The following is a 23,128-nucleotide window of genomic DNA, read 5'->3' as shown; positions in this document are numbered from 1 at the left end:
CTCATAAAGGGAATATTTTACGTTTTTTGTTCTGTTGATTTCGCCCCAAGCCTATGAATAAATCGATACATGTCTTAATGTTTCTATGTTTTTATGTATGCACAACAAGTGTGTTGTCAAAAAATATTCCTTTCATAGAATCCGAAATAGAAAAAGAAATAACAAGTGACAAGGTAACTTCTGCCAAAGATAGTAGCATCGATAATGTTTCTCATTCAATAACCAAAGAAGTTAGTTCTAGTATAGCAGTAAAGGCATTTCGTAATTTTAAGTCTTTAGAACGATTTGATACACCGATAAGCGATAAACAACCCGAAAAATTTCATCAGAAGACTGGTTTCAATTTTAATACAGCCGATTCTATTGAGAACAATAAGTGGCTCGAAATGGCCAAAGATGTTTTTAGTAAAATAGAGGAAACCAAAAATTATATAGATGAGTTAAAGGACGAAAGTTTAGGCGAATTACCCGTCGCAATCAACCCTATAGAAATTAGTAATGTTAAATATACAGTAGGAATCGCTAAAGCGGTTTTCAAACCGCAGTATACAGAACTTACTATTTTTCTCAAAATAGAAACGGCCCGTGGGGTTCTTATTCTAGGAGCCGATGATATCAAACTATCTCATGAAGGGGGAATTGTTGGCGATGCAAAACTTAATCTTATTTCTCAGTTTACCGTTAATTTTAATAATGGGTCAGTTCTTTTGACTCTTAACGGAGGGTTCGAAAAAACAGGAACGTATGCTACCATCGATTGTTCGGGGTTCAAAGAATTAGGAATAGATGCCAATATTCAATTCAGTAATGGATTGATATACCCAGTAGATGAAGATGGTAAAGAAACTCTTGGGTATGTAGAAAGCAGTTTTAAAGTAGTGGCTAGTGACTGGAATGATATGCTTATTAATATTTCTTTACCAGAATTTGGGATCAAAGGAGTAGAAGGAACAACCTTCAGACTAAATACAGCAATATTTGATTTTAGTGATTTACGTAATGATCCGCAAACACCATCAGACTATCTTACTACATATTATAATGAAGCTCCCGAGCTTTGGAGGGGGGTGTATATTCAATCCCTTGAAGTTGTATTGCCAAAAGCTTTTGCCAAAAGAGGATCTGAGAATCGAGTTACTTTTGGGGCCACCGATATGATTATTGATAGTCAAGGAGTAAGTGGTAAGTTTACAGGAGAAAATATACTAACGATAGACGAAGGCTCTGCCTCAAAATGGCAATTTTCACTAGAATATTTTAAGTTAGAAATAGAAACAAACAGCCTTAAAGCTGGAGAGTTTAGCGGAGAATTTCTTCTTCCTGTTTCATCAGTAGATCGATTAAAGTATAATGCAATTATACAACCTGATGAATATAGTTTTAGAGTTGCGAGCACAGACGAAATTGATTTTGATTTATGGAATGCTAAGGTTACCCTGACCAAGGATTCCTATATAGAAATGAAAATAAAGGACGATAAATTCAGACCTAAAGCTAATCTTCATGGTTCTGTAGGAATAGAGTCAGGATTAGGTAAAGATTCTGGATCTGGTGACAATACGGTAGATTTTAAAGGCATTGTGTTTGAGAATATGCTCTTACAAACAGAATCACCTAAACTCTCGGTCACATATTTTGGATATCGTGGATCGATGAGTATTGCAGGTTTCCCGATTTCTCTTAATGAACTTGGTCTTAGAACACCATCTGATGGTAAAGCAGAGTTAGTTTTTGATTTTAATATCAACCTTACATCAGAGAGTGATGGAGGTAATGGAGGAGGAGCTAAGTTGGCGATCAAAGCTATTCAGGTAGATCATAATGGTCGAGATAAGTGGGAGTATGATGGTATAGACTTAGAGCGCGTCTTCGTACAGATGGAGGTTGCCGGTATGGAGCTCAAAGGGGCCGTATTTATATTTGATGATGACCCCACTTACGGAAAAGGTTTTGCAGGAGCTGTAGGTGCTAAGTTTAGTACTGGGATGAAACTAGAGGTAGAGGCAAAAGCACTTTTTGGGCGAACAGACGAGTTTAGATATTGGTTTGCAGATGCGCAAGTTACCTTACCACAAGGAATTCCTATTTTTACAGGATTTGCCATTAATTCATTTGGAGGTGGTTTTTTTAATCGTATGAAAATGGCCGGAGTAACCTATCAGGAAGATGCAGCCTATATGGAAATTGGAGCTTCCGTTTCTGGTGTAATCTATGAACCTTCAAAAGAAAATGGTTTTGGGTTCAAGGCATCTGTTGGGATTATTACGCAAAGCTCAGAAAGTCTGTTTCATGGCTCTTTAGAGTTCGGGATTTCTTTCCTAACCTCTGGAGGATTACAAGAAATTTATTTTAAAGGAGAGGGAGAGTTAATAGCAAGTCTACCTGGGAATTTTTATGAAATGTTAGGCGAAAAATTAGGACATCTGGCTAGTGGAACAAGTTTACCAGCATATGCACCAACAGGAGCCATGTCAGCCAACGTTATGATCAAGTTTGATTTTGTCAATGATGTCTTTCATGCAACATCAGAATTATATATCAATTTCGGAATCCTCAAAGGAGTAGGGCCCAACGGACGAGCGGGATGGTTAGATTTTTACGTGGGTCCAGATACCTGGCATATTCTTATAGGAACACCAGAAGATCCAACAGGGGTTATTATGGATATAGGAATCCTGAAAATGACAACCAAAAGTTATTTCATGCTTGGTGATGATATCCCAGGCAGTCCACCACCACCACCAATTGTTGCAGAACTATTGGGGGTAGATGTATCTGAGTTAGATTATACCCGAGATCTTAATATGCTCGAATCAGGAAGAGGATTTGCCTTTGGTTCTCATTTTGAGATGTCCTCAGACCTCAAATTCTTAATGTATTACGCAAGTTTCCGTTCGGGTATTGGTTTTGATATTATGGTCAAGGATTACGGAGAAGCCCATTGTAAAGGGTCATCAGGTCCTGTGGGATTAGATGGCTGGTATGCTAATGGGCAAGCCTATGGCTATTTTCAAGGAAAAATGGGCGTTAAGTTTAGGCTATTTGGTAAGAAAAAGAAAGTTACTATTTTTAGTGGAGGAGCAGCTGTATTACTACAAGCAAGGTTACCAAATCCAGTATGGCTGAGAGGGTATCTTAAAGGAAGGTATAGTGTTTTAGGTGGCCTTATTAAAGGAAGTTTTAGATTTAAAATAGAGTTGGGTGATTACTGCGAAATCGTTGATGGTTCGCCAATAGACGGAATCGTAGTGATTGGGGATATGACCCCAAAAGATGGTACTACCGAGGTAGATGTGTTTGGGGTACCACAAGTATCCTTTAATTTACAAATAAACAAAGTATTTGAAATACCTGATGATACAGGAGACCATAGGTATAAAGTTCTTGTGGATAAATTTGAAGTCCTAGATAATGGAACACCTATCATAGGAGAAGTTAAATGGAATTCTTATAATAGTCTGGCATCATTTTATTCTCATGAAATATTACCCCCGAATACAGACCTGAAGGCATATGTTCAATTACATTTTGAAGAATATATTAACGGAAAATGGGAGGTAATAATGGATAATGGTAGGCCCGCCCTAGAAACTAAAGAGGTAAGTTTTACCACAGGTCTGGCTCCGGATAATATACCATTGACTAATATCGACTTTATGTATCCTGTTTTGGATCAGAAAAATTTCTTTATTAATGAATACGGAACCGGATATATTACTTTAAAAAGAGGACAAAAGTACCTCTTCGATAATGCTCCTGGGTTTTCTAAAAGTATGATTATGGGATCAGAAACAGGAGGAATAATGTCTAAAACCTTTGGGTATAATAGTGGCGAAAAGCAAATTACATATGTCTTACCTAAAGAGATGAGTACAAAAAACTCTTATGATATAAGAATAAGTTTAATTCCCCCAGAATCAGCTACAAGTAACTCTATTAAGGAGTCCTATACTAAACAGAGTTTTGATGACGAAGGGAATGATGAAAATACGGTAGAGATTAAATCTAATTCTTTAGAAGGATTAGAAATAAAAGGTGATGAACGATTACTATTAACCTATAGTTTCGGTACAAGTGAATATACCACTTTTGCCAAAAAAATGGCAGATGCGGATAAGGTATTTGATTTATACGATCATATTCCTTACCCATATGGTGTTGCGCTCAAAACACGTATACAACCGATGGAACCTTTTGATATTTCAGAATTGACAGGAACGGCATATTCGGGCAACCAACCTCTGGTAGTAGCACGAGCAGTGATGGATAATGATTTTTATAAAAAGAAAGTATATCCATTATTGTATAAAGAATATCCATTGGCAGGTCAGTTTTCTGTACGTCGAAGCACAGAAAAAGTAGGAGTACCCCCAGTAGAAGGAGTAGAACCAATATCCTGGTATCTAACAAGTTTAGAAAATGATATCCCCGCAGATCAGTATAACTATTTTATTCCTTACCGATATGATTTGGGACTATATTACTATAGAGATTATGAAGATTTAAGGTATCAATTAATTAGTTCTGATTTGAATTGGGAACATATGATACAGTACGAACAACTGATTACAAAACCTTTCCCATTAATGGATAAGGGTAATTATAAAACCACACTAAAATACATCCTACCAGGGGCTATCAAAGAAGGAACAAGTGAAAATAGAAAATATTATAACCCTATTTATGAATAGATATTTAGTACAGGCAATTTTAATAATATTGATTAGCTTCTCTTCTGTAGCCTATGCCCAACAACCAATAGGGGATGAAGAACCAGAGGTAAAAGTAATCAGTGTAGCTACCAAAGATGCGATTAAGTTGCGATGGGGAGTTACTACTCCATTGGCATGGAAATATGCAAATCAATACGGGTACGTAATAGAAAGAAAAACTATTGCAATTGGAGATGAAATTCTAAAAGAACCTATTGTAAAAAGATTGACAGTAACGCCAATACTTCCTAAACCTATGATGGAATGGGAAAATTTTGTCGACGGAAATGACAATGCAGCAATTGCAGCTCAAGCACTATATGGAGAAGATTTTGCTGTTGATATGGAAGAAGGAGGAAATGCCTTAATGCAGATCATAAATAAAGCCAAGGTATTAGAACAACGGTTCTCATTTGCATTATTTGCTGCAGATCAAGATTATAAGGTTGCTGAGTATTCTGGATTGGCCTATGTTGATACTGATGTGAAACCTAATGAACGGTATCTTTATAGAGTTTATACCGCGATCCCAGAGGAAAGAATAAAGGTAAAGTTCGGAGGAGTATATACAGGATTATCAGAGTATCGACCACTACCTAAACCACAAGAGTTTATTGGGATTTTTAAGGACAAACATGCGTTATTAAGTTGGAATTATAAGTTGCTTAAAAGAGAATACACAAGTTATATCATTGAGAGATCTGTAGATGGTACTTCATTTGCTAAACTTAATGATAGACCCTTGGTTAATCTTAATGATAAAGATGAAAAATCATCAGAACGTATCTTTTATATTGATAGTTTACCACAAAATGACAAAACGTATTATTACAGAATTAAGGGAATCTCACCTTTTGGAGAGGTTGGCCCTACATCAGAAGTGATTTCGGGAGTAGGAAAGGCTCCTTTATTACATAATCCGGGGATTATAGAAGCCAGATTATTACCCGATAACCGCAGTGCAGTAATCAGTTGGGAGTTTCCTGAAGAAGGCATAGAGACTCTCGATCATTTTGAGTTATTCAGATCGGATATGGTAAACGGAAAATATACTGCCGTACGATCAGATATCCCAAAAGCTAGTAGAACTATTACGGTTACTCAACTTAACACCATCAATTATTTTAGTATTACCGCGGTTGGTAAGGATGGGAGTAGAAGAAAATCATTTCCTCAAATGATTCAACCAGTAGATGACACCCCACCAGCAGTTCCGTTTGGACTTATAGGTACAATTGATTCTACGGGTGTAGTTCAACTGCAATGGCAAATGAATACAGAAAAAGATTTTTTGGGATATCGCGTGTTTAGAGCAAATCTAGAGAATGAAGAGTTTACACAAATTACGATAAAACCAACCCCACAAAACAGGTTTATAGATACCATAAAAATTAAGAACCTAAACCCCAAAGTATATTATAAAATACAGTCTTTTGATAAGAGATACAATCCATCAAATTTTTCTGAAGTATTAACATTGGTAAAGCCTGATGTTGTGCCACCCACACAACCCGTGTTTGAATCTTTTAATGCAGAGAATGGAGTGATTGAACTTACTTGGATTACCAGCAGTAGTGTAGATGCAGCTAAGACATTAATATATAGAAAAGAAAAAGGAGCAGAGACCTCTTGGGCGCTTATTGCGGATATCAATATACCAGAAACTAAACATAGGGATACCAGTGTGCAATCTGGGATTACCTATCTGTATACCTTAGTTACTATAGACGAATCAGGGCTAGAATCAGAACCCATAACACCGCTAACCATTAGATCAGCAAAGCAAACAATAAATCCTGAGATTGATAAATTCGATGGACTTGTCAATCGTGACGAGAAAAGAATAATATTACAATGGAAATACAAAGAGGGCGAGATTAACGAGTTTTTACTCTATCGAGCAGAAGAAGATGAAAAACCAACACTCTATAAAGTATTTACTGATCAGGAAGAAAAATTTATAGATAACAACTTAAAAGTGAATACCCATTATACCTACTTGTTAAAAGCAGTATTAGATTCGGGTACTTCTTCGCCAATTAAGAAAATTGAAATAAACTATTAGAGATGATGAATGATATGAAAAAGATAATCTGGGTAGTTATATTGCTTTTTAGTATAGTGAATATACATGCGCAACAGACCGAAGAAGAGCGTGAATATGTAGTACGTATTTTTGGGTATATCGGACAAGGAAGAGCAACTTGTAGAAGTCATGGTTTACAATATATTGGACTTCATTTCGAAAATGGAGATATAGAGTATATTACAGGAGATCCCGATGATAATAGAGGGTATTCTAACCGATCTTTTTTTCCAAGAGCCCATACATTCACGAGTGATAATCCCTTGACACAAATAGAATTTTTGAGTTTTGACCGTAATAGTGGTTTTAATGGCTGTTCTTCTGCGATTAATAGGGATCATATATTTTTCGATTTTAGAAACGTAGATTACAATTGTTATTTTAGAGAATATACTAGGGCAGAGGTTTTTCCGCGGCAAACAAGGGGAAGAGAAGGGTTTGCACAGGTGTCCATTGTACCCAAAACGGAACTCTGGTATGCAGATACCGATGCACATGTGGGTTCTGTCCAGACAGGGTGTACCAGTAGCGGTATTGATATCGAAGCATCTCCAGGGTTTTCTGCAGTAGCATATCAGTGGGAGTTTTTAGACCCTATTAATACTGAAACCATTACACACCCAGATTATCAAGCTGTGTTAGATGCGCTTACTGAAGCCGAAGATGAAGAAAATGACTGTGCTAATGATGATGAAGGAAGCTGTGAAGAAGAAGAAGAAGCAGTTGAAGAAGCCCGACAAGCAGTAGAAGATTATGAAAATGCGGGATATCCATTGACCGCTCAAGCTCCTGTCTGGAATAGGATAACTCCGGTTCAAGGAGAATCATCATTTACATTAACCCCCGAGGTTTTATATCCTAATAGTATAAGCGATCAAGAGGCTATAGCAGGAGACTATACTATTTCTGTAAGAATTCGTACAGATTGTAATAATGACCTATATATAATACGAACGGATGAACAGGAATCCAATATTTTAACAGTTGATTTTTTACCACCTCCTCCAGAGCTAGTCGGTGATCCAATTGTTACACAATCCTGTGCAGATACTCCTGCCAGTATTGCTTTTGTATTTAACAGAAATTTGTATACCGATGAGGAGTTGTACATTAACTTACTTAAGTATAGACCAGATGGTACTTTGGATTCTGATGCCAATAATATATTACCAGCAGAAGGTACATTTGTTAATGTTGGGGGGCAATGGAGATATAATTTTGATACCAAAGACGTTGATATTACCGATGGTACTTATCGGTTAGAAATAGGAGGGTATGATGGTGGCTCAGCAACCTGCCTGACAACTAGTGACGATTTTGATATCGAAACATTAGATCCTATAACCTTTACAATGGAGGCAAGTACACCTACTTGCGAAACCGGAAACACAGGACGTGCTGTGATCACTTCATTAGATGGTGGATCTGGGGCATATCAATTCAGTGCAAATAACGGTCCCTGGTATACGATTACATCACTTCCAAGAGTGATTCCTGGTTTATCATCAGGGATCAATAGGGTACGAGTAAGGGATAGAAATAGTACCGCTTGTGAATCAGAAGAAGTAACAGTACGAATAGAAACCGCAACCAGAACAGTTTTAAACGATGTTGAATATTTTCCTCCAGCAACTGCAAATACTGCCACGGGATATTTAGAAATTGGCTCAATTACCGGAGATGTGCCTTTTGAAGATACTGATGGAACGTTGTATTATTTAATGGATGAGGCCATTTATGATTTAGATACAGGAGAAGCGGATAGAGATTCTTCTGGAATTCCCGTACCGATTTCAGGGTTATTAAGAGATAACTTGGGAGAAGGAGAATATAATTATCGGTTTTATGGGCAAAGTAGATGTTCAGTGAGTCTAAATTTTACATTAATAGATGCCGACCCTATTACTTTTTCTGAATCAGATATTCAAAAACAAGATCCAAGTTGTTCATCAGCTGAGGACGGTGTGCTTACATTATCAGATGATGATATAGAAGGAGGAACCCCTCCGTATAGTATATCTTGGAGAGAACAAGGAGATACAGTAGATACGGTTGGTAATTCTATCACTGGGGGAGATGGCATATATCAGGTGGTAGTAACTGACCAAAGAGGAATTGAAGCAGAACTTACCAATATTAGATTTGAGAATATTCCGTTACCGGTTGTAATATCTAATGTTAGTATAGGCGATATAGATTGTCATGGAGAAGAGGCTACAGTTACTATTACTGCCCGAGGAGGAACGTCAGGTGAATATCAATATGCCTTGTGGCAAGGAACCACGAATACCACTTGGCAAAATAGTAATGTTTTTTTGCTAAATGGTAATACAAGTACTGGCTATCGTTTTAGAGTTCGAGATCGCAATGTTACTGTTTGTACCTCTGATATCTCGGGAGTATATACCATCGCACAACCCGATGAAATAAGAATAACCCCACAAACCGTAGTTGATAATACTGTTTTTGAACAAGCCAATGGATCTATTACCATCTCGGTAGGAGGAGGAACTAATCCATACAACATTAGTTGGCAGAGAGCTGGAACGCCTCCTACAAATGCAGGTACAGGAACAACGATTAATAATTTGATTGCAGGTAGTTATATAGCTACGGTTACAGATGCCAATGATTGCGTACAACAATCGACTCCGATAGAAATTACAGAGCCCGAAGAATTATTAGTGTCTATTGATGCTCCTGCCATCATATGTAATGCTGGGATTATAACAATTACGGCCGAGGCAGAGGGAGGATCAGAAACCTATACGTATCAATGGTATAGAAACGGATCTGCTATAGCCAATGAAGATGACATTGAATTAAGCACAGGTGCAGGAACCTATTTTATTGAGGTAAACGATGGCTATACCACTGCCAGATCCGAAGAGTTAGTCATCTTACAACCAGAAGCTTTAAGCTTGTCTCTCTCTAAAACCGATGTATCATGTTATGGACAAGATGATGGTACAATTATATTAAATCCAGGAGGAGGAACACGACCCTATTCTTTTTCTATAGATAATAGGGTGAATTATATATTAGAGAGTGATTTAACTAATTTAACAATATCTAATCTAGAGCCGGAAACCTATGAAGTTTGGATTAGAGATGTTAATGGATGTGAGATAGCTGTTCCCCAGAATATTGTAATTGATGAGCCAACTGAGATTTCAATTACTCCGGTACTAGTAACAAATGCAACTACTGTAGATGGTACCAATGGCGCTATTGATATAAATATTGAAGGAGGAGTAGGGCCTTTTACATACACATGGTCCAAAACTGATGATGTATCATTTAGTGCTGCTACCCAAGATATCACTGGTATTTCTGCCGGTGAGTATGGGGTAATCGTAATCGATCATACAGGATGCGAGATGAGTAGAACTTTTGAAGTTATAGAACCGGATCCATTAGAGGTGACTATAGAACAAACCAATCCAATCCTTTGTTATGGAGATTTATTGGGAGAACTTCGAGCAACGGTGGTAGGAGGATACCCTATTACAGGTGCAACACCGGCAGATTATACGTACCAGTGGTATGTAATTGAAGAAGGAACAGAATCTCCGGTTACTACTGATTTAACACAAACCAGTATTGATGGTCTGGCAGCAGGAACCTACAGAGTGCTTGCTACTGATAGCCAGGGAGCAAGTGATGATGCTTTTTTTGAAATTATGCAACCTGATGATTTGACAGTAGTTTTGAGCGAAGAACCCACGAATGTAAACTGTTATGGAGAAGCAACAGGAGCTATAGATATTACAGTAAGCGGAGGTCCTCGGGATGAAATTACAGGCGAATATTTGCCGTATATTTATAGATGGACTAAGATAGAGGATCCAAGTTTTTTAGCATCCACCGAAGATCTAGAAAATATAAGTGCTGGGACGTATGAGTTGGTTGTGATTGATGATAATTTGTGTACGACGTCATTGAGTGAGTCTGTGGTTATTACTCAACCAGATGCTGCACTAGAAATTTATGATATTGAGCCAGTTAATTTGACAGGTTTTGAAACCCGTAACGGAAGTATATCTCTAGAAGTAAGAGGAGGAGTCTTACCATATCGTCATGCATGGAGTCGAATAGATGGAGTAGGTTACAATTCTTCGAGTCAAGATATTAATGGGATTGCCGCGGGAGTGTATCAATTAGTAGTTACAGATGCAAATAATTGTACCGCAACAATAACTCAAGAAATTACAGAACCAGATCCATTAATTGTTCTAATAACACCTCTATTACTAGAAGAAGGGATACAATGTTTTGGAGAAGAAACAATAATTCCGTTAAATACAACAACAGAAGGAGGAGTATCGCCATATTCTTATGAGTGGTATCAAGTAGGAGGAGGTTCTGATCCAATATTTACAGGCCCACAAACAATGACTACTGTTCTTGCAGGAACTTATATTGTTATAGTTACCGATAGTAATGGAAATACAGATAACACTTCTTATGAAGTCACAGAACCAGCAGTTCTTGAAATTGAATCTAGCGTAACTCATTTATTGTGTCGGGGATACGAAAATGGCCAGATTGATATTACAGTAGATGGTGGTGTGCCTCCTTACTCATATAGTTGGAGTAATGGAGAAGTTACAGAAGATATTTCCTCATTACGAGCAGGTAATTATACGGTCACTGTTACCGATGCAAATTTATGTACAGTGCAAGCAGAAATAGAAATAGAGCAACCCCCAGGTCTTTTTGTTAGCGGTGCAATTGTAAGGTTATATCCTTCGGTTAGCGGAGCTAACGACGGAAGTATTACGTTAACAATCGGAGGAGGAACACCGCCCTATCAGTATGAGTGGAGAGATTTTGATAATACTATTCAGCCTTCTACTATCAATGTGCTTGACAACATAGGTACTGAGGGATATGCTGTCACAATTACTGATGCCAATGGATGTATTCTTGAAATCGAAAATGTTGATTTATATGAACCACCACCATTAGAAGTAATCGTAGAACAGGTTAATGTAGTTTCATGTTTCGGAGATGAAAATGCTAGTTTAAGTGCTATTGCAGAAGGTGGAGCCCCATTTAACGCATCAAAGCAATATATATATCAATGGTTTGATGCCGATAGTAATTTAGAAGTAGGGGATGATTGGTTTTTATTAGAAGATAGAGGCTCTGGTACTTATTATGTAATCGTTTCTGATGCTGTTGGTACTACTGTTACAAGTACTACTTTTCAATTAGGACAACCGGATATATTAGAACTATCCTTAGAGGCGAATTTTGTCTTTTGTGGAGATGGTAATGACTGGACTATTACCCCACAGGTAGAGGGTGGAACGGCACCTTATAGCTATCAATGGAGCAATGGTGAGACTGGCGAACAATTAGAAAATATAGTTGCTGGTACCTACACCCTAGAAGTTACCGATATACGAGGATGTCAAATTACCGATCAGATTACTTTAACTGTACCACAGGCATTAGAAATAATACCGTCGTTAACTATACCCACATGTTATGGTGGATGTGATGGAATCATCTCTTTAGAAACCTTAGGCGGAACTCCTCCGTACACCTATATGTGGAGTACAGGTGAGACCACGAATAATATCAACAACCTTTGTGCAGCAACCTATACAGTAACAGTAACAGATAGTAAGCAGTGCCAAATAACAAGAGAGATTCTTCTGGATAACCCAGAAGAATTAGTTATTGATTTAGGAGAGGATGTTACATTATGTCTAGATCAAACCATTGTTTTAGACGCAACGATAGAAGATGATAACGCCACATATCAATGGACTTCTGAGAATGGTTTTAGGAGTTCTGAATCTACTGTAGAAGTTAGTGATTCTGGCATTTATGAAGTCCTAGTTACAGATTCTGATGGATGTACAGCTGTAGATTCTATTTTTATAGATACTACTACAGATACTATAGGATCGCAGTTTATTGCTTCTACACAGGTGTTTGTAGGAGAGGAGTTTGTGCTCGTTGAGAACAGTGATCCCTTTCCTGATACAGTAGAATGGATCTTTCCTGAAGAGGCAATAATAACTTATGAAGATGATAATTATGCCGAAGCATTTTTTGAAACTCCCGGAGAGTATGAAGTCACTTTAATAACATATAGAGGTTTATGTACTGCAAGTACTACAAAAACCGTAGTTGTTGTAGATAAAGAAATAGAAACAGAGGAAGGAAGCGAGAGTGGAGGTTCAAATACTGTACACAGTTATATTGACTATACTGCATACCCTAACCCATCACCTACTGGAAGCTTTACAGTAGATGTTGCCTTATCAAGTGTGCAATCGATAAATGTAAAAGTCTTTACAATGGTTGATAATAGAATTTTGGACTCAAGAATGGGAGAAGGTTCAGACACCTATGCATTTGAATATAATATGCAGCAGTTGGCCGCAGGTGTCTATTTTATTTTATTAGAAACATCGACAGTAAGTCAGGTTAGAAAACTAATCATCGAATAGCTGAATATTGATATCAAATCATAAGTAAGGAGTGAGATACTCAATAACTTAAAACCAATGACCAGAGAAATTTAGAATTCAATTTCTTTGGTCATTTAAAGTTTTAATCATGTATGTATATTTATTAAACTAAAAATTGATTAATAAGGAGATAGGGCAATATTTTTGTTAGTTAAAAGTTATTTTTTTGTGTTGGATTTGAAAACAAGATCAAGTAGATATTTCAATTTTGTTTTTACATAAAAATATTTTGAAAAGCCTCTATAGAGGTTTTATTCATGAATACAACTCAGTAATAAAAGTAACAGTAGGAATAGATCACATCCATATAAATCAACAGCCTTTTTAGAGTTTGATCATCTGAAAAGTTTATTTTTACAAAGCATATAAACTCAATATTTCAATATCATCATATTTTGAAACCACTGTCCAATTATCTTGTTCTTTTTTTAGTTTTTTTTTTCGCGTCACAAATGTTTTGCCAAAAAAGTCAATATGGGTATGATGAACTCGAAAAAAAACTTAAAAACATCAATGATCTTGATCATGATGATTTTTTTGCATTAGTAAAACCTATTCTTAAAAATAAAGATCAGCATTTAAAAGGGTTGAATTATTTAGGAAGGTATTTTATGGAAAAAGAGATTCCGGATTCGACTATTTACTACGGGAATAAAATTTATGAATTGTCTATTCGAAAATCAGACTCTCTATCGTATGCTATGCTTAGCAAAGCATATAATATGCTAGCCATTGGATATGGATTCAAAGGGCTTACCGGTATTAGAGGGCAATATCATTTAAAAGGACTAGATCTCTATGAGAACAAATTGGTTAGCAAAGAAGTTTCTGTTCACCATATAAGGGGGTTAGCAGATTACTACTCTGATGAAGGAGAATATGATAAGGCAATTCCTCTATATAAAGAGAGTATAGAAATAGATAAAAACAATCATACCATATACTTTGCATACAATAATTTGGGGCAGATATATACCAAAAAAGGAGCGTATGATAATGCTTTGTTATATTTAGAAAAAGCATGTAAAGCGCCCAGTGGTCATAAAGCAAGGGGGTATTGTCTAGAAAGCATAAGTGCATGTTATCTAAAGATGGGGAAATTAGATGAGGCGATAGAATATGGACTATTAGCAAAAAAAATGTTTGGGGATAAGGACTTAAAATTTATACTACTCTCTGATAATACAATCGGAAAATCATACCATCAGAAGCAACAGTACGACAAAGCCATAACTATTTATAAAAACCTTCTAAAAAAAGTACAGCAAAAAGGCTTTATAGATATCGAAATAGAAATTTTAGAGAACTTAAGTAACTCGTTGATTGCACAGAAAAATTATCAAGATGCAGATAAGTATACTATCAAAAAGTATAAGCTAAAGGATTCACTCGTTCAAATTCAAAAAAATAAAGAAAATAAAGAGTTAGAAGTAAAATATCAAATACTGCAAAAAGAAAAAGAAATTGAATTATTAAAAAAGGATCAGCAGCTAAACGAAAATCGACTCGAATCAGAAAAAAAGATGAAGCAGTTGATGTTTATCGCTTTATTAATAGTTTTAATATCTAGTGTTATTCTTTTGATTGTCTATTATCAAAAACTGGTTGCCAAGAATAAGTTAAGCAAAAAGCAGGAAGAAATAAATGGAGAAAAGATAAATACATTGATAAAAGAACAAGAGTTAAAGTTGATTCGGTCGTCTATAGAGGTGCAAAACTCAGAAAGAAAACGTATCGCACAAGATTTACATGATAGTATAGGAGGTAACCTTGCTGCTATAAAATTACAACTCGATTCAACCGAAAAGAAAGACACAGCGTTTGATATTATAAAAGGGCAAATAGATGAGACCTATAATTTAATACGCAAAATATCTCATAATTTGATGCCCGAAAAATTCTATCAAAATAAATTTACTAATCTTGTGCAAGAGTATTTGAATGATATCGGAACCGTTCATAATCTAACGGTTACTTTAAATGTATTTCCTGAAAATGAAATAAATGAAATTAGTGAAGATTTAGGTGTTGAAGTTTTTCGAATTATTCAAGAACTGTTAACAAATACACTAAAGCATGCGAAAGCTTCAGAAATACATATTCAAATAGATCTATTGAATGATAATATTCACATTATCTTTGAGGATAATGGCATAGGGTTTAAAACGGAACAAGTCAAAGAAGGTATAGGTTTACAAAACATAGAAAATAGATTAAAAAAGTTTGACGGAACTCTTCAGATCGACTCAGTGTTAGATAGAGGTACTATTTTGAATATACAAATCAAAAAAGTATAAATAGGTAATTAGAATTAGATTAAAAACAATGCTAGACATGTTATAATCTATAATGTCATTTTTATAATTACGCATCTAGTGAACTTTCATTTTTTAAATTTTAGAATTTTTTTTGATGGTATTCGTTTACAGCCTCATCCTTTTTTTCGGTTTAGATCATTTTCCGAAATTTCAGAAAGTAGAAATTATTTCCACGGATTGGTGGCATAGTTTTCTAAATATAATTTGATTTCTCCGTCATCGTAAAATTGATAAAGTACCCTAAGACCGTAATAGCTTCCCGAAGCACTTTTGTTTTGTTTGCCGAAACGTTCAATCTTTTTAGATTTTTTAAACGCCCTGAGATCTATTGTTTTTTTGAATTTTTTTGGGTTAGTTAAATTCCAATTTTTGCAATTTGATTTGGTATAGTATGCTTTAGCTATTTCTAATTCTCTTTTAAGTAGAGTATCATTAGAATTATGAATTTCTTTTATAGAAGGAATTAGTTTGACAATATCCCGAGTTCGCTTTAAGTAATACTCAGCTAGTTCCCATCTCATAACCACAGTGTCTCCTTTTTGGTAGGGTTTATAATCTTGTAAGAATTGTAGTTTAATGGTTTTGTCTTTGCGTGATACAGAACATTCAGAAATAGCAGCAAGTTGATATTCGAATGTAATATAATTAGGTAGTTGGTCATGAGGTACCCCTTTAAAATCATTTAACCACGTAGCATTCGCATGCTCTACAGAGGTTGTGGGATATATGTAAAGCTTACAAAAGTTATTTGCTCCAATTTTAATAGGAAGTGCAGCAGTAGTATGAGGAATTATTTTATTTATAATCACACCATAACCCTGTTCAGAAACTGCTGTGATTCCTATTTGATATTTTTTAGGTTTTGAACAAGAACTTAAAAGACCAGAAATCAAGATCATCAAAATGATATGTATATATCGTTTATTAATGTAATTCATATTTTGTACAAGTTATATCATTAGGATATTGTGAAGGGCTATCAAATCTAAAACCTATAAGTTCTTCAATCGTCCTGTGATGCCATTCATAAAATAGTCCTTGCCAAGTTATGAGTAGTCCTTCTTTTACCAAGTTTGGATCAATAGAAACGATTTGTCCTCGTTTATGCCCTTGTGGAGCCAATTCCTGAAAAGAGGTTACCACACCATCTGGGTGTACAGTAATAATTTGTTTTCCATAGACCCATTTTTGTTTAATAGGATGAAAAAGTAAAGAAGACATACCTTTTCTTGGCAAGGATATATGTAACAGTGTTACTAAATCAAAAGGTATATTTCTGTCTAAAGCATATTTTTTTAAGGCATTTTCTCGATGTATAGACTGGGGTAGTTTTATTCCGTTTTGAAACCAATCCCTTTGGTAAACATCAAAATTTTCTCCAAAACAAATACTATGTGTACATAAAGTTCCGTCCGAATAATATTTATACCCATATTCTCTACTATTTTTATGTTCTGAAAAATGAAATATTGTTCTTTTGGTTTTTTGAACAGTATCTGAGAGTTCTTTATTCATTAAAAAATATAGTGGATGCCCCAATAGTATAAATCGGTCTTTATATTCTGCTGCTATTATTTGATCATCTTTTAGGGTGTTTGTGGTTAGGTAATCTGCCAAGTGAGAGATGTCAGAACTTTTTTGCTTTATTTTTAGACCCAAAGCTGATATTGATTTTGATACGCGATCTCGTAAGAAAAACCCTTTTTTCTTTTCTACAATAACACAACCGAAGGTTTGATACATTGTTTAAACTATTGTGTGTGAATATTAATAATAAGAATTTTCGTCAGAATAAAAAAGCGGAATTTGCCTCTATCTGATTAAATAATTGATAAGTAGAGCTATTTTAAAGCGTATTGGTTTTAATCGAAAACTATCTAAAATCAAGTAGAAATATATAAAAAAAGCGCCTTAAAAAGACGCTTTTTTGTTGATTTTTGAATCAATTTTTCTGTATTTGTAGCGAGAGGGGGGCACGATCCCCCGACCTCCGGGTTATGAATCCGACGCTCTAACCAACTGAGCTACCTCGCCTTTTATATATCTCCCAAATAACAACATTATTTTATATGTATTCCTTAGGAGGGTGCAAATATAAAAACAAAATAGATTGACGCAAACATTTATGCATAATTAATTTTTTTTTCAATGTACTTTTAAAGTCGACAATTAATCTATATATTGGCTTATTAACAACAATGATTATGTCTGAAAAAACAAAATATGAACTTGAATTCGTGGTAAAGTCTTCTCCACAATTATTATATCAATATATTTCCACGCCATCAGGGCTCTCAGAGTGGTTTGCTGATAACGTGAATTCTCGAGGAGAGTTGTTTACTTTTATTTGGGATGATTCTGAGGAAGAGGCAAAACTACTTAGTAAAAAAAGTGGGGAGCGAATCAAATTTAGATGGGTAAGTGATGATGAGGATGATAATGATTATTTCTTCGAAATTCGTATTCAGGTTGATGAGATTACAAAGGATGTTTCTCTTATGGTTACTGATTATTCAGAGGATGATGAGATGGATGAAAATAAAATGCTTTGGGAGAATATGATTGGTAATCTTAAACATGTTTTGGGCTCGGCATAACTTCTCTTTTTTAATACAAAATATGTACTACCCATTCACATTTCTAGGTAATGGGAATTTTTTATGATTAATATCGACGGAAATTTATTAGACGATGACAAGGCTACGTTGCCTGTTAATAACAGAGGATATGCATACGGAGATGCATTATTTGAGACAATACGTGTTAATTCTGGTAGCATTCTTTTTTGGGAAGACCATTATTTTAGATTAATGGCTTCCATGCGCATTCTTAGGATGCAAATACCCATGCAATTTACACCAGAATTCCTTGAGAAGGAGATTTTGGATTTGATTACAGAAAATGGACTTACTAACAAGTCTGTAAGGGTCAAATTAATTGTAAATAGAGTTTCGGGTGGGTTGTATACACCTATATCAAATGAGGTTACCTATTGTATTACGATGTCTCAAATAGCGTCACCTTTTTATACTATTACTGATCAAGCATATGAAGTGACTTTGTTTAAGGATCATTATGTTGCAAAAGATCTTTTGTCTACATTAAAATCAAATAACAGATTAGTCAATATCCTTGGGAGTATTTTTGCTAAAGAAAATGGTTTTGATAATTGCTTGCTTCTGAATGCTGACAAAATGATTATAGAAGCACTTAATGGTAATTTATTTTTGGTCAAAGGAACAGTAATAAAAACACCACCTGTAGCAGATGGTTGTCTTAAAGGGATCCTAAGGACTCAATTATTAAGACTTCTTAAGAAATTACCAGAATTTCAAATTGAGGAAGCCTCAGTATCTCCTTTTGAACTTCAAAAAGCAGATGAATTATTTGTTACTAATGTAATTACAGGAATTGTTCCGATTACTCGCTTTAGAAAAAAAGAATACGATACAACAATTAGTAAAAGAATTGTGGGGTTACTTAATAGTAGAATCCGTTTAGGAGATTAATTGTATGCGGGGTTTTCTGGTGCATTTGACCATAAGATGTATTCACCTCCCAGTTCTATCATTTTTTCTTTCCAGAACGTGTCATATGATTTTCCGAAAATATTTTTGGTTGGATCATTTTCTACAATTACCCAAGAATTAGCTTCTAGTTCTTGATTTAGTTGTTTTGAATCCCAACCAGAATATCCAAGGAAAAAACGAATTTCATTTGGGGTGATTTTATCTTCTGCAATCAATTCTGACACAATACTAAAATCACCACCCCAATAAATACCACTAGATATTTCTACACTGTTAGGGATTAATTCGGGTATTTTATGAATGAAATATAGATTATCCTGTTCTACAGGGCCTCCATTATATATTTTGAACTCTACATCAATTTCTGGAACTAAGTCTGCAAGATGAAACTCCAGAGGTTTATTCATTATAAAACCAATAGACCCTTGTTCACTATGGTCAGCCAAAAGAACTACAGAACGATTAAAAGAAACATCACCAATTATAGATGGCTCTGCAACTAGCAAATGTCCTTTTGAAGGTTGAAATGATATCATGCGATGGTTTTATTCTTATTAAAGCTAAATAATTATTTTTAATAATCAAAGAAAGTTCAGCGTTTTTTTATAATAGAAACCATAAAAAAAGCTCCTTATTATTAGGAGCTTCTGTAATAATATCTAAAAAAGAACTGATTAGTTTACTGAACTAGATAAATCAGCACCAGCCTTAAACTTCACAACATTTTTTGCAGCGATTTTGATAGTTTTTCCTGTTTGAGGGTTTCTACCTTCTCTTGCAGCTCTTTCTGAAACCGACCATGATCCGAAACCTACTAAAGAAACACGTCCTCCTTTTTTAAGAGTACCTTCAACATTCCCTAAGAAAGATTCTAAGGCTTTTTTTGCTGCTGCTTTAGTAATTCCAGCGTCAGCTGCCATTGCATCGATTAATTCTGTTTTGTTCATAATTATGTTTTTTAATTAATTGTTTGGTTAGACCAATTTTTTATGTTAAACGCTTTACAAATTTATACGGTTTTATGATTCGTGCAAGGATTAGCCCAGTAAATACGGGGTTTTGTTGATAACTCAATGGGATTGTTAATAAACATTGTTGTTTTTTATCAATTTTTAAACCCTTATAAACACTAGGTTTTAACTCATTTTGGCATCTCTATAAAAAGTATAACCATTTAATAAGGCTTTTGATTCCATTGCTTTCTTACCCGGAAGTTGTAATTTATTAAGTATCATATACCCGTTTTTAACAGCTACTTTTATCACAGAATCTTCTATTATAATTTTTCCTGGCGCATGGGCATGCATTTCTTCAACGGGGTGACTATGGTATATTTTTACATTTTCAATATCATCATTATTCTGTAACTGGCACCATGCCGATGGATAGGGGCTTAATCCACGAATAAGATTATGTATAGTTTGCATATCGGCTTGCCAGTCAATTTTGGTGTTATCACGATTTAGTTTGTAGGCAGTCTTAAAATCACTATTTTCTGGTTGAGGTATTACGGTAACCGCATCATTTTGGATAGCTTTAATTGTTTTTATAACTAATTGTGCACCTTTGACCATAAGAGTGTCATGTAATATGCCCGCAGTATCATCTTTGTTGATATCAACTTCTTCTTTATAAATGATATGACCTGTATCAATTTTTTCATCTATAAAAAAGGTCGTAATTCCTGTTTTTTGTTCTCCATTAATAATAGCCCAGTTAATAGGAGCAGCGCCTCTATAATCAGGAAGCAGCGAAGCATGAAGATTAAAAGTGCCATATTCTGGCATATTCCAAACTACTTTGGGGAGCATTCTGAAGGCAACTACAATATTGAGATTAGCATTTAACGTCTTTAATTCATCAATAAATTTTTCGTCTTTTAAGTTGGTTGGTTGCAATACTTTTATTTTTTTTAACTCGGCAAATTCTTTTACAGCAGATGCTTTAAGTTTTCTTCCACGCCCTGCGGGTCTATCAGGAGCTGTAATCACACCGACAACTTTAAACTTATTTTCTAGAATTGTTTTTAAAGTTTCAACGGCAAAATCCGGGGTGCCCATAAAAAGGATTCGAATGTCTCTCATTATTTGTGTGCTAGTTGATAGTTGTTATCAAAATTAATTTTTATCACCCGATGTTCGTTCATTTGGCGTAATACAGTTAAGATTATTTTTTCGGGATACAACAATTTACTTACAATATCTCTTGAAGATAAGTTTTTTACTTCTAAAAGCTCGATAATCTCGTCTTGTATTTTTTGAGTATCTATGGGTTCAGTTGTATTGGCTCTAGATATACATACATCGCAAATGTTACAGTCTTCGGTATCTTCTTCGCCAAAATAGTGCAATAGTTGTCTGCTTCTGCAAACACTATTGTTTTTGGTGAATGTTAGTATGGCCTCTATTTTCTTAATTTTTGCAGTGTTTTGAGTGTGTAAATGATTGGCGATACGATGGATGGTATGGCTGTCTTCTCTAGGGACTAAAAATATAATTTCTGCATCAGAGCGCGTATAGGTGAATTTAGCGATTTCTACATCATTAAGACGCTCTAAGATGTTTACTATTTCTTTTTCTGGAGTATCTGTTTTTTTAGCAATTAATGGGATGTTGATAGAAACTTCTTCATCAAAAACACCACCATAAGTTCTCAAAATAGCCTTGGTAACCAATTCGTATTCTATATTACTCTTAAGAAATGTGAGAATATGATTTCCCGAGGTAAGCATCTGGATACTGCTTTTTTTGGTAAAACGTTGTATAAATCTAATTACACCACAGCGATCAAGAAACAGTAAGGTGTTATAGGTTAAAAGAGTATTTAGTTCATAGGTTTTGCAAAATTTTGTAAACTCAAAGTTATGACTTGTTTGTTCACCCTCACCGTAGGATATTCTGAAGTAATTACATAGTTTTCGATATACTAATTTTAATGAAGAGATATCGGGTAATACTTTTATAAATTGAGAGTTTAGACGATGAGTATCATGTTCATTTTTTAATAGAAAAGCATAAGAAGCCAACCCATCTCTTCCTGCTCTTCCTGCTTCCTGAAAATAACTTTCAATACTCTCTGGTGTAGTATAATGAATTACGGTTCGAACATTAGACTTGTCTATTCCCATCCCGAAAGCATTGGTCGCTATCATGACCTGAATATTTTCTGTTAGCCATTCCTGAAAACGTTTTGTTTTTTCTTTGGCATCAATACCGCCATGATAATATGTCGATGAATATCCATGAGATGTTACAAAATCACTTAATTCGATAGCTGATTTTCGATTTCTAACATATATAATCGAAGTGCCAGGGTACTTCTTTAAAATTTGTATTAATGCATGTTTTTTGTCTAAAACATGAGCAACCCGATACCCCAAATTTGGTCTAAAAAAGGACTGGCGAAATACCTTGGGACAAAATAAATCAAGTTCTTTAATAATATCTTCTACTACTTCTTTTGTAGCAGATGCTGTTAACCCTATCATCGGTACAGTAGGATGCAATTCCCTAAGAATAGCTATTTTTTTATAGGAAGGCCTAAAATCATTTCCCCATTCTGAAATACAATGTGCTTCATCTACAGCAATAAGATTAATATTCATTTTTCTTATACGCTCCTGTACAATTTCTTGTTGTAGACGTTCTGGCGATAGGTATAGAAATTTATAATTGCCATAAATGCAATTGTCAAGTAAGGTGTCTAATTCTTTGTATTTGATACCACTGGTTAATGCAATGGCCTTTATGTTTTTTTTTATGAGTCCATCTACTTGATCCTGCATAAGCGCTATTAATGGAGAAATAACAAGGCAAATTCCTTCTTTTACTAATGCAGGGACTTGAAAACAAACTGATTTTCCTCCTCCCGTTGGTAGCAAGGCAAATGTGTCATTACCCTCTAGAATAGAAGAAATAATTTCTTCTTGCATGGGTCTAAAACTACCATGCTTCCAGTATGTGTTTAATATCTCTAGAGGGCTACTCATTTA

General features: G+C 35.1%; 12 protein-coding genes and 1 tRNA gene. 6 read left to right on the top strand and 7 right to left on the bottom strand.

Annotated features, from left to right (window positions below; all coding sequences use genetic code 11):
- The first annotated feature begins 53 nt into the window (after positions 1-53).
- The 4 genes from DZ60_RS0100455 (at position 54) to DZ60_RS22160 (ending at position 15,586) form a co-directional block, all read left to right on the top strand.
- The gene (locus DZ60_RS0100455) at positions 54-4,691 is read left to right on the top strand and encodes a hypothetical protein (protein WP_152537331.1); all 4,638 of its coding nucleotides are present in this window, start codon (positions 54-56) and stop codon (positions 4,689-4,691) included.
- The gene (locus DZ60_RS0100450) at positions 4,684-6,777 is read left to right on the top strand and encodes a fibronectin type III domain-containing protein (RefSeq protein WP_034228257.1); all 2,094 of its coding nucleotides are present in this window, start codon (positions 4,684-4,686) and stop codon (positions 6,775-6,777) included. The genes DZ60_RS0100455 and DZ60_RS0100450 overlap by 8 nt, the downstream gene beginning before the upstream one ends.
- A gap of 14 nt (positions 6,778-6,791) precedes the next feature.
- Positions 6,792-13,268 carry a T9SS type A sorting domain-containing protein gene (locus DZ60_RS0100445; protein ID WP_161634355.1) on the top strand — a complete coding sequence of 2,159 codons (6,477 nt, stop codon included), beginning with the start codon at positions 6,792-6,794 and terminating at the stop codon, positions 13,266-13,268.
- Positions 13,269-13,741: 473 nt separating this feature from the next.
- Positions 13,742-15,586: a tetratricopeptide repeat-containing sensor histidine kinase gene (locus tag DZ60_RS22160; RefSeq protein WP_025739513.1), complete on the top strand. Its 1,845-nt coding sequence runs from the start codon at positions 13,742-13,744 to the stop codon at positions 15,584-15,586.
- A 185-nt stretch (positions 15,587-15,771) separates the two neighbouring features.
- Here DZ60_RS22160 and DZ60_RS0100435 read toward each other — a convergent pair whose 3' ends face one another.
- The 3 genes from DZ60_RS0100435 to DZ60_RS0100425 all read right to left on the bottom strand — a co-directional run bounded on the left by DZ60_RS0100435 (position 15,772) and on the right by DZ60_RS0100425 (position 17,641).
- Entirely contained in the window at positions 15,772-16,545 is a 774-nt protein-coding gene (locus DZ60_RS0100435; RefSeq protein ID WP_025739512.1) for a hypothetical protein, read from the bottom strand.
- A complete protein-coding gene (locus DZ60_RS0100430) occupies positions 16,532-17,350 on the bottom strand; it encodes a hypothetical protein (RefSeq protein ID WP_025739510.1) in 819 nt (272 codons plus the stop codon). The genes DZ60_RS0100435 and DZ60_RS0100430 overlap by 14 nt, the downstream gene beginning before the upstream one ends.
- 217 nt (positions 17,351-17,567) lie before the next feature.
- Positions 17,568-17,641, bottom strand: a tRNA-Met gene (locus DZ60_RS0100425).
- Positions 17,642-17,811: 170 nt separating this feature from the next.
- Here DZ60_RS0100425 and DZ60_RS0100420 point away from each other — a divergent pair.
- Together DZ60_RS0100420 and DZ60_RS0100415 are read left to right on the top strand one after the other, a co-directional pair.
- A complete protein-coding gene (locus DZ60_RS0100420; RefSeq protein ID WP_025739508.1) occupies positions 17,812-18,204 on the top strand; it encodes an START-like domain-containing protein in 393 nt (130 codons plus the stop codon).
- 63 nt (positions 18,205-18,267) lie between these two features.
- Entirely contained in the window at positions 18,268-19,116 is an 849-nt protein-coding gene (locus tag DZ60_RS0100415) for an aminotransferase class IV (RefSeq protein WP_025739506.1), read from the top strand.
- Here the strand turns inward: DZ60_RS0100415 and DZ60_RS0100410 are convergent.
- The 4 genes from DZ60_RS0100410 to DZ60_RS0100395 form a co-directional block, all read right to left on the bottom strand.
- A complete protein-coding gene (locus tag DZ60_RS0100410; protein ID WP_025739505.1) occupies positions 19,113-19,673 on the bottom strand; it encodes a YqgE/AlgH family protein in 561 nt (186 codons plus the stop codon). The genes DZ60_RS0100415 and DZ60_RS0100410 overlap by 4 nt on opposite strands.
- A gap of 138 nt (positions 19,674-19,811) precedes the next feature.
- Positions 19,812-20,084 carry an HU family DNA-binding protein gene (locus DZ60_RS0100405; RefSeq protein ID WP_025739504.1) on the bottom strand — a complete coding sequence of 91 codons (273 nt, stop codon included), beginning with the start codon at positions 20,082-20,084 and terminating at the stop codon, positions 19,812-19,814.
- A gap of 189 nt (positions 20,085-20,273) precedes the next feature.
- The gene (gene fmt, locus DZ60_RS0100400; RefSeq protein WP_025739502.1) at positions 20,274-21,221 is read right to left on the bottom strand and encodes a methionyl-tRNA formyltransferase; all 948 of its coding nucleotides are present in this window, start codon (positions 21,219-21,221) and stop codon (positions 20,274-20,276) included.
- Entirely contained in the window at positions 21,221-23,125 is a 1,905-nt protein-coding gene (locus tag DZ60_RS0100395) for a RecQ family ATP-dependent DNA helicase (protein WP_025739500.1), read from the bottom strand. Before DZ60_RS0100395 ends, fmt begins: the two co-directional genes overlap by 1 nt.
- Positions 23,126-23,128 lie beyond the last annotated feature (3 nt).

It is taken from the genome of Aquimarina pacifica (assembly GCF_000520955.1).
Taxonomy (GTDB): Bacteria; Bacteroidota; Bacteroidia; order Flavobacteriales; family Flavobacteriaceae; genus Aquimarina; species Aquimarina pacifica.
This window is presented reverse-complemented; position numbering and strand designations above follow the sequence as displayed.

What these genes read in the sequence shown, in the direction of transcription:
- DZ60_RS0100455 (WP_152537331.1), top strand. Translation starts at nt 54, where the DNA reads ATGAATAAATCGATACATGTCTTAATGTTTCTATGTTTTTATGTATGC.
- DZ60_RS0100410 (WP_025739505.1), bottom strand. Translation starts at nt 19,673, where the DNA reads ATGATATCATTTCAACCTTCAAAAGGACATTTGCTAGTTGCAGAGCCA.
- DZ60_RS0100435 (WP_025739512.1), bottom strand. Translation starts at nt 16,545, where the DNA reads ATGAATTACATTAATAAACGATATATACATATCATTTTGATGATCTTG.
- DZ60_RS0100430 (WP_025739510.1), bottom strand. Translation starts at nt 17,350, where the DNA reads ATGTATCAAACCTTCGGTTGTGTTATTGTAGAAAAGAAAAAAGGGTTT.
- DZ60_RS0100445 (WP_161634355.1), top strand. Translation starts at nt 6,792, where the DNA reads ATGAAAAAGATAATCTGGGTAGTTATATTGCTTTTTAGTATAGTGAAT.
- DZ60_RS0100420 (WP_025739508.1), top strand. Translation starts at nt 17,812, where the DNA reads ATGTCTGAAAAAACAAAATATGAACTTGAATTCGTGGTAAAGTCTTCT.
- DZ60_RS0100405 (WP_025739504.1), bottom strand. Translation starts at nt 20,084, where the DNA reads ATGAACAAAACAGAATTAATCGATGCAATGGCAGCTGACGCTGGAATT.
- fmt (WP_025739502.1), bottom strand. Translation starts at nt 21,221, where the DNA reads ATGAGAGACATTCGAATCCTTTTTATGGGCACCCCGGATTTTGCCGTT.
- DZ60_RS0100395 (WP_025739500.1), bottom strand. Translation starts at nt 23,125, where the DNA reads ATGAGTAGCCCTCTAGAGATATTAAACACATACTGGAAGCATGGTAGT.
- DZ60_RS0100415 (WP_025739506.1), top strand. Translation starts at nt 18,268, where the DNA reads ATGATTAATATCGACGGAAATTTATTAGACGATGACAAGGCTACGTTG.
- DZ60_RS22160 (WP_025739513.1), top strand. Translation starts at nt 13,742, where the DNA reads ATGTTTTGCCAAAAAAGTCAATATGGGTATGATGAACTCGAAAAAAAA.
- DZ60_RS0100450 (WP_034228257.1), top strand. Translation starts at nt 4,684, where the DNA reads ATGAATAGATATTTAGTACAGGCAATTTTAATAATATTGATTAGCTTC.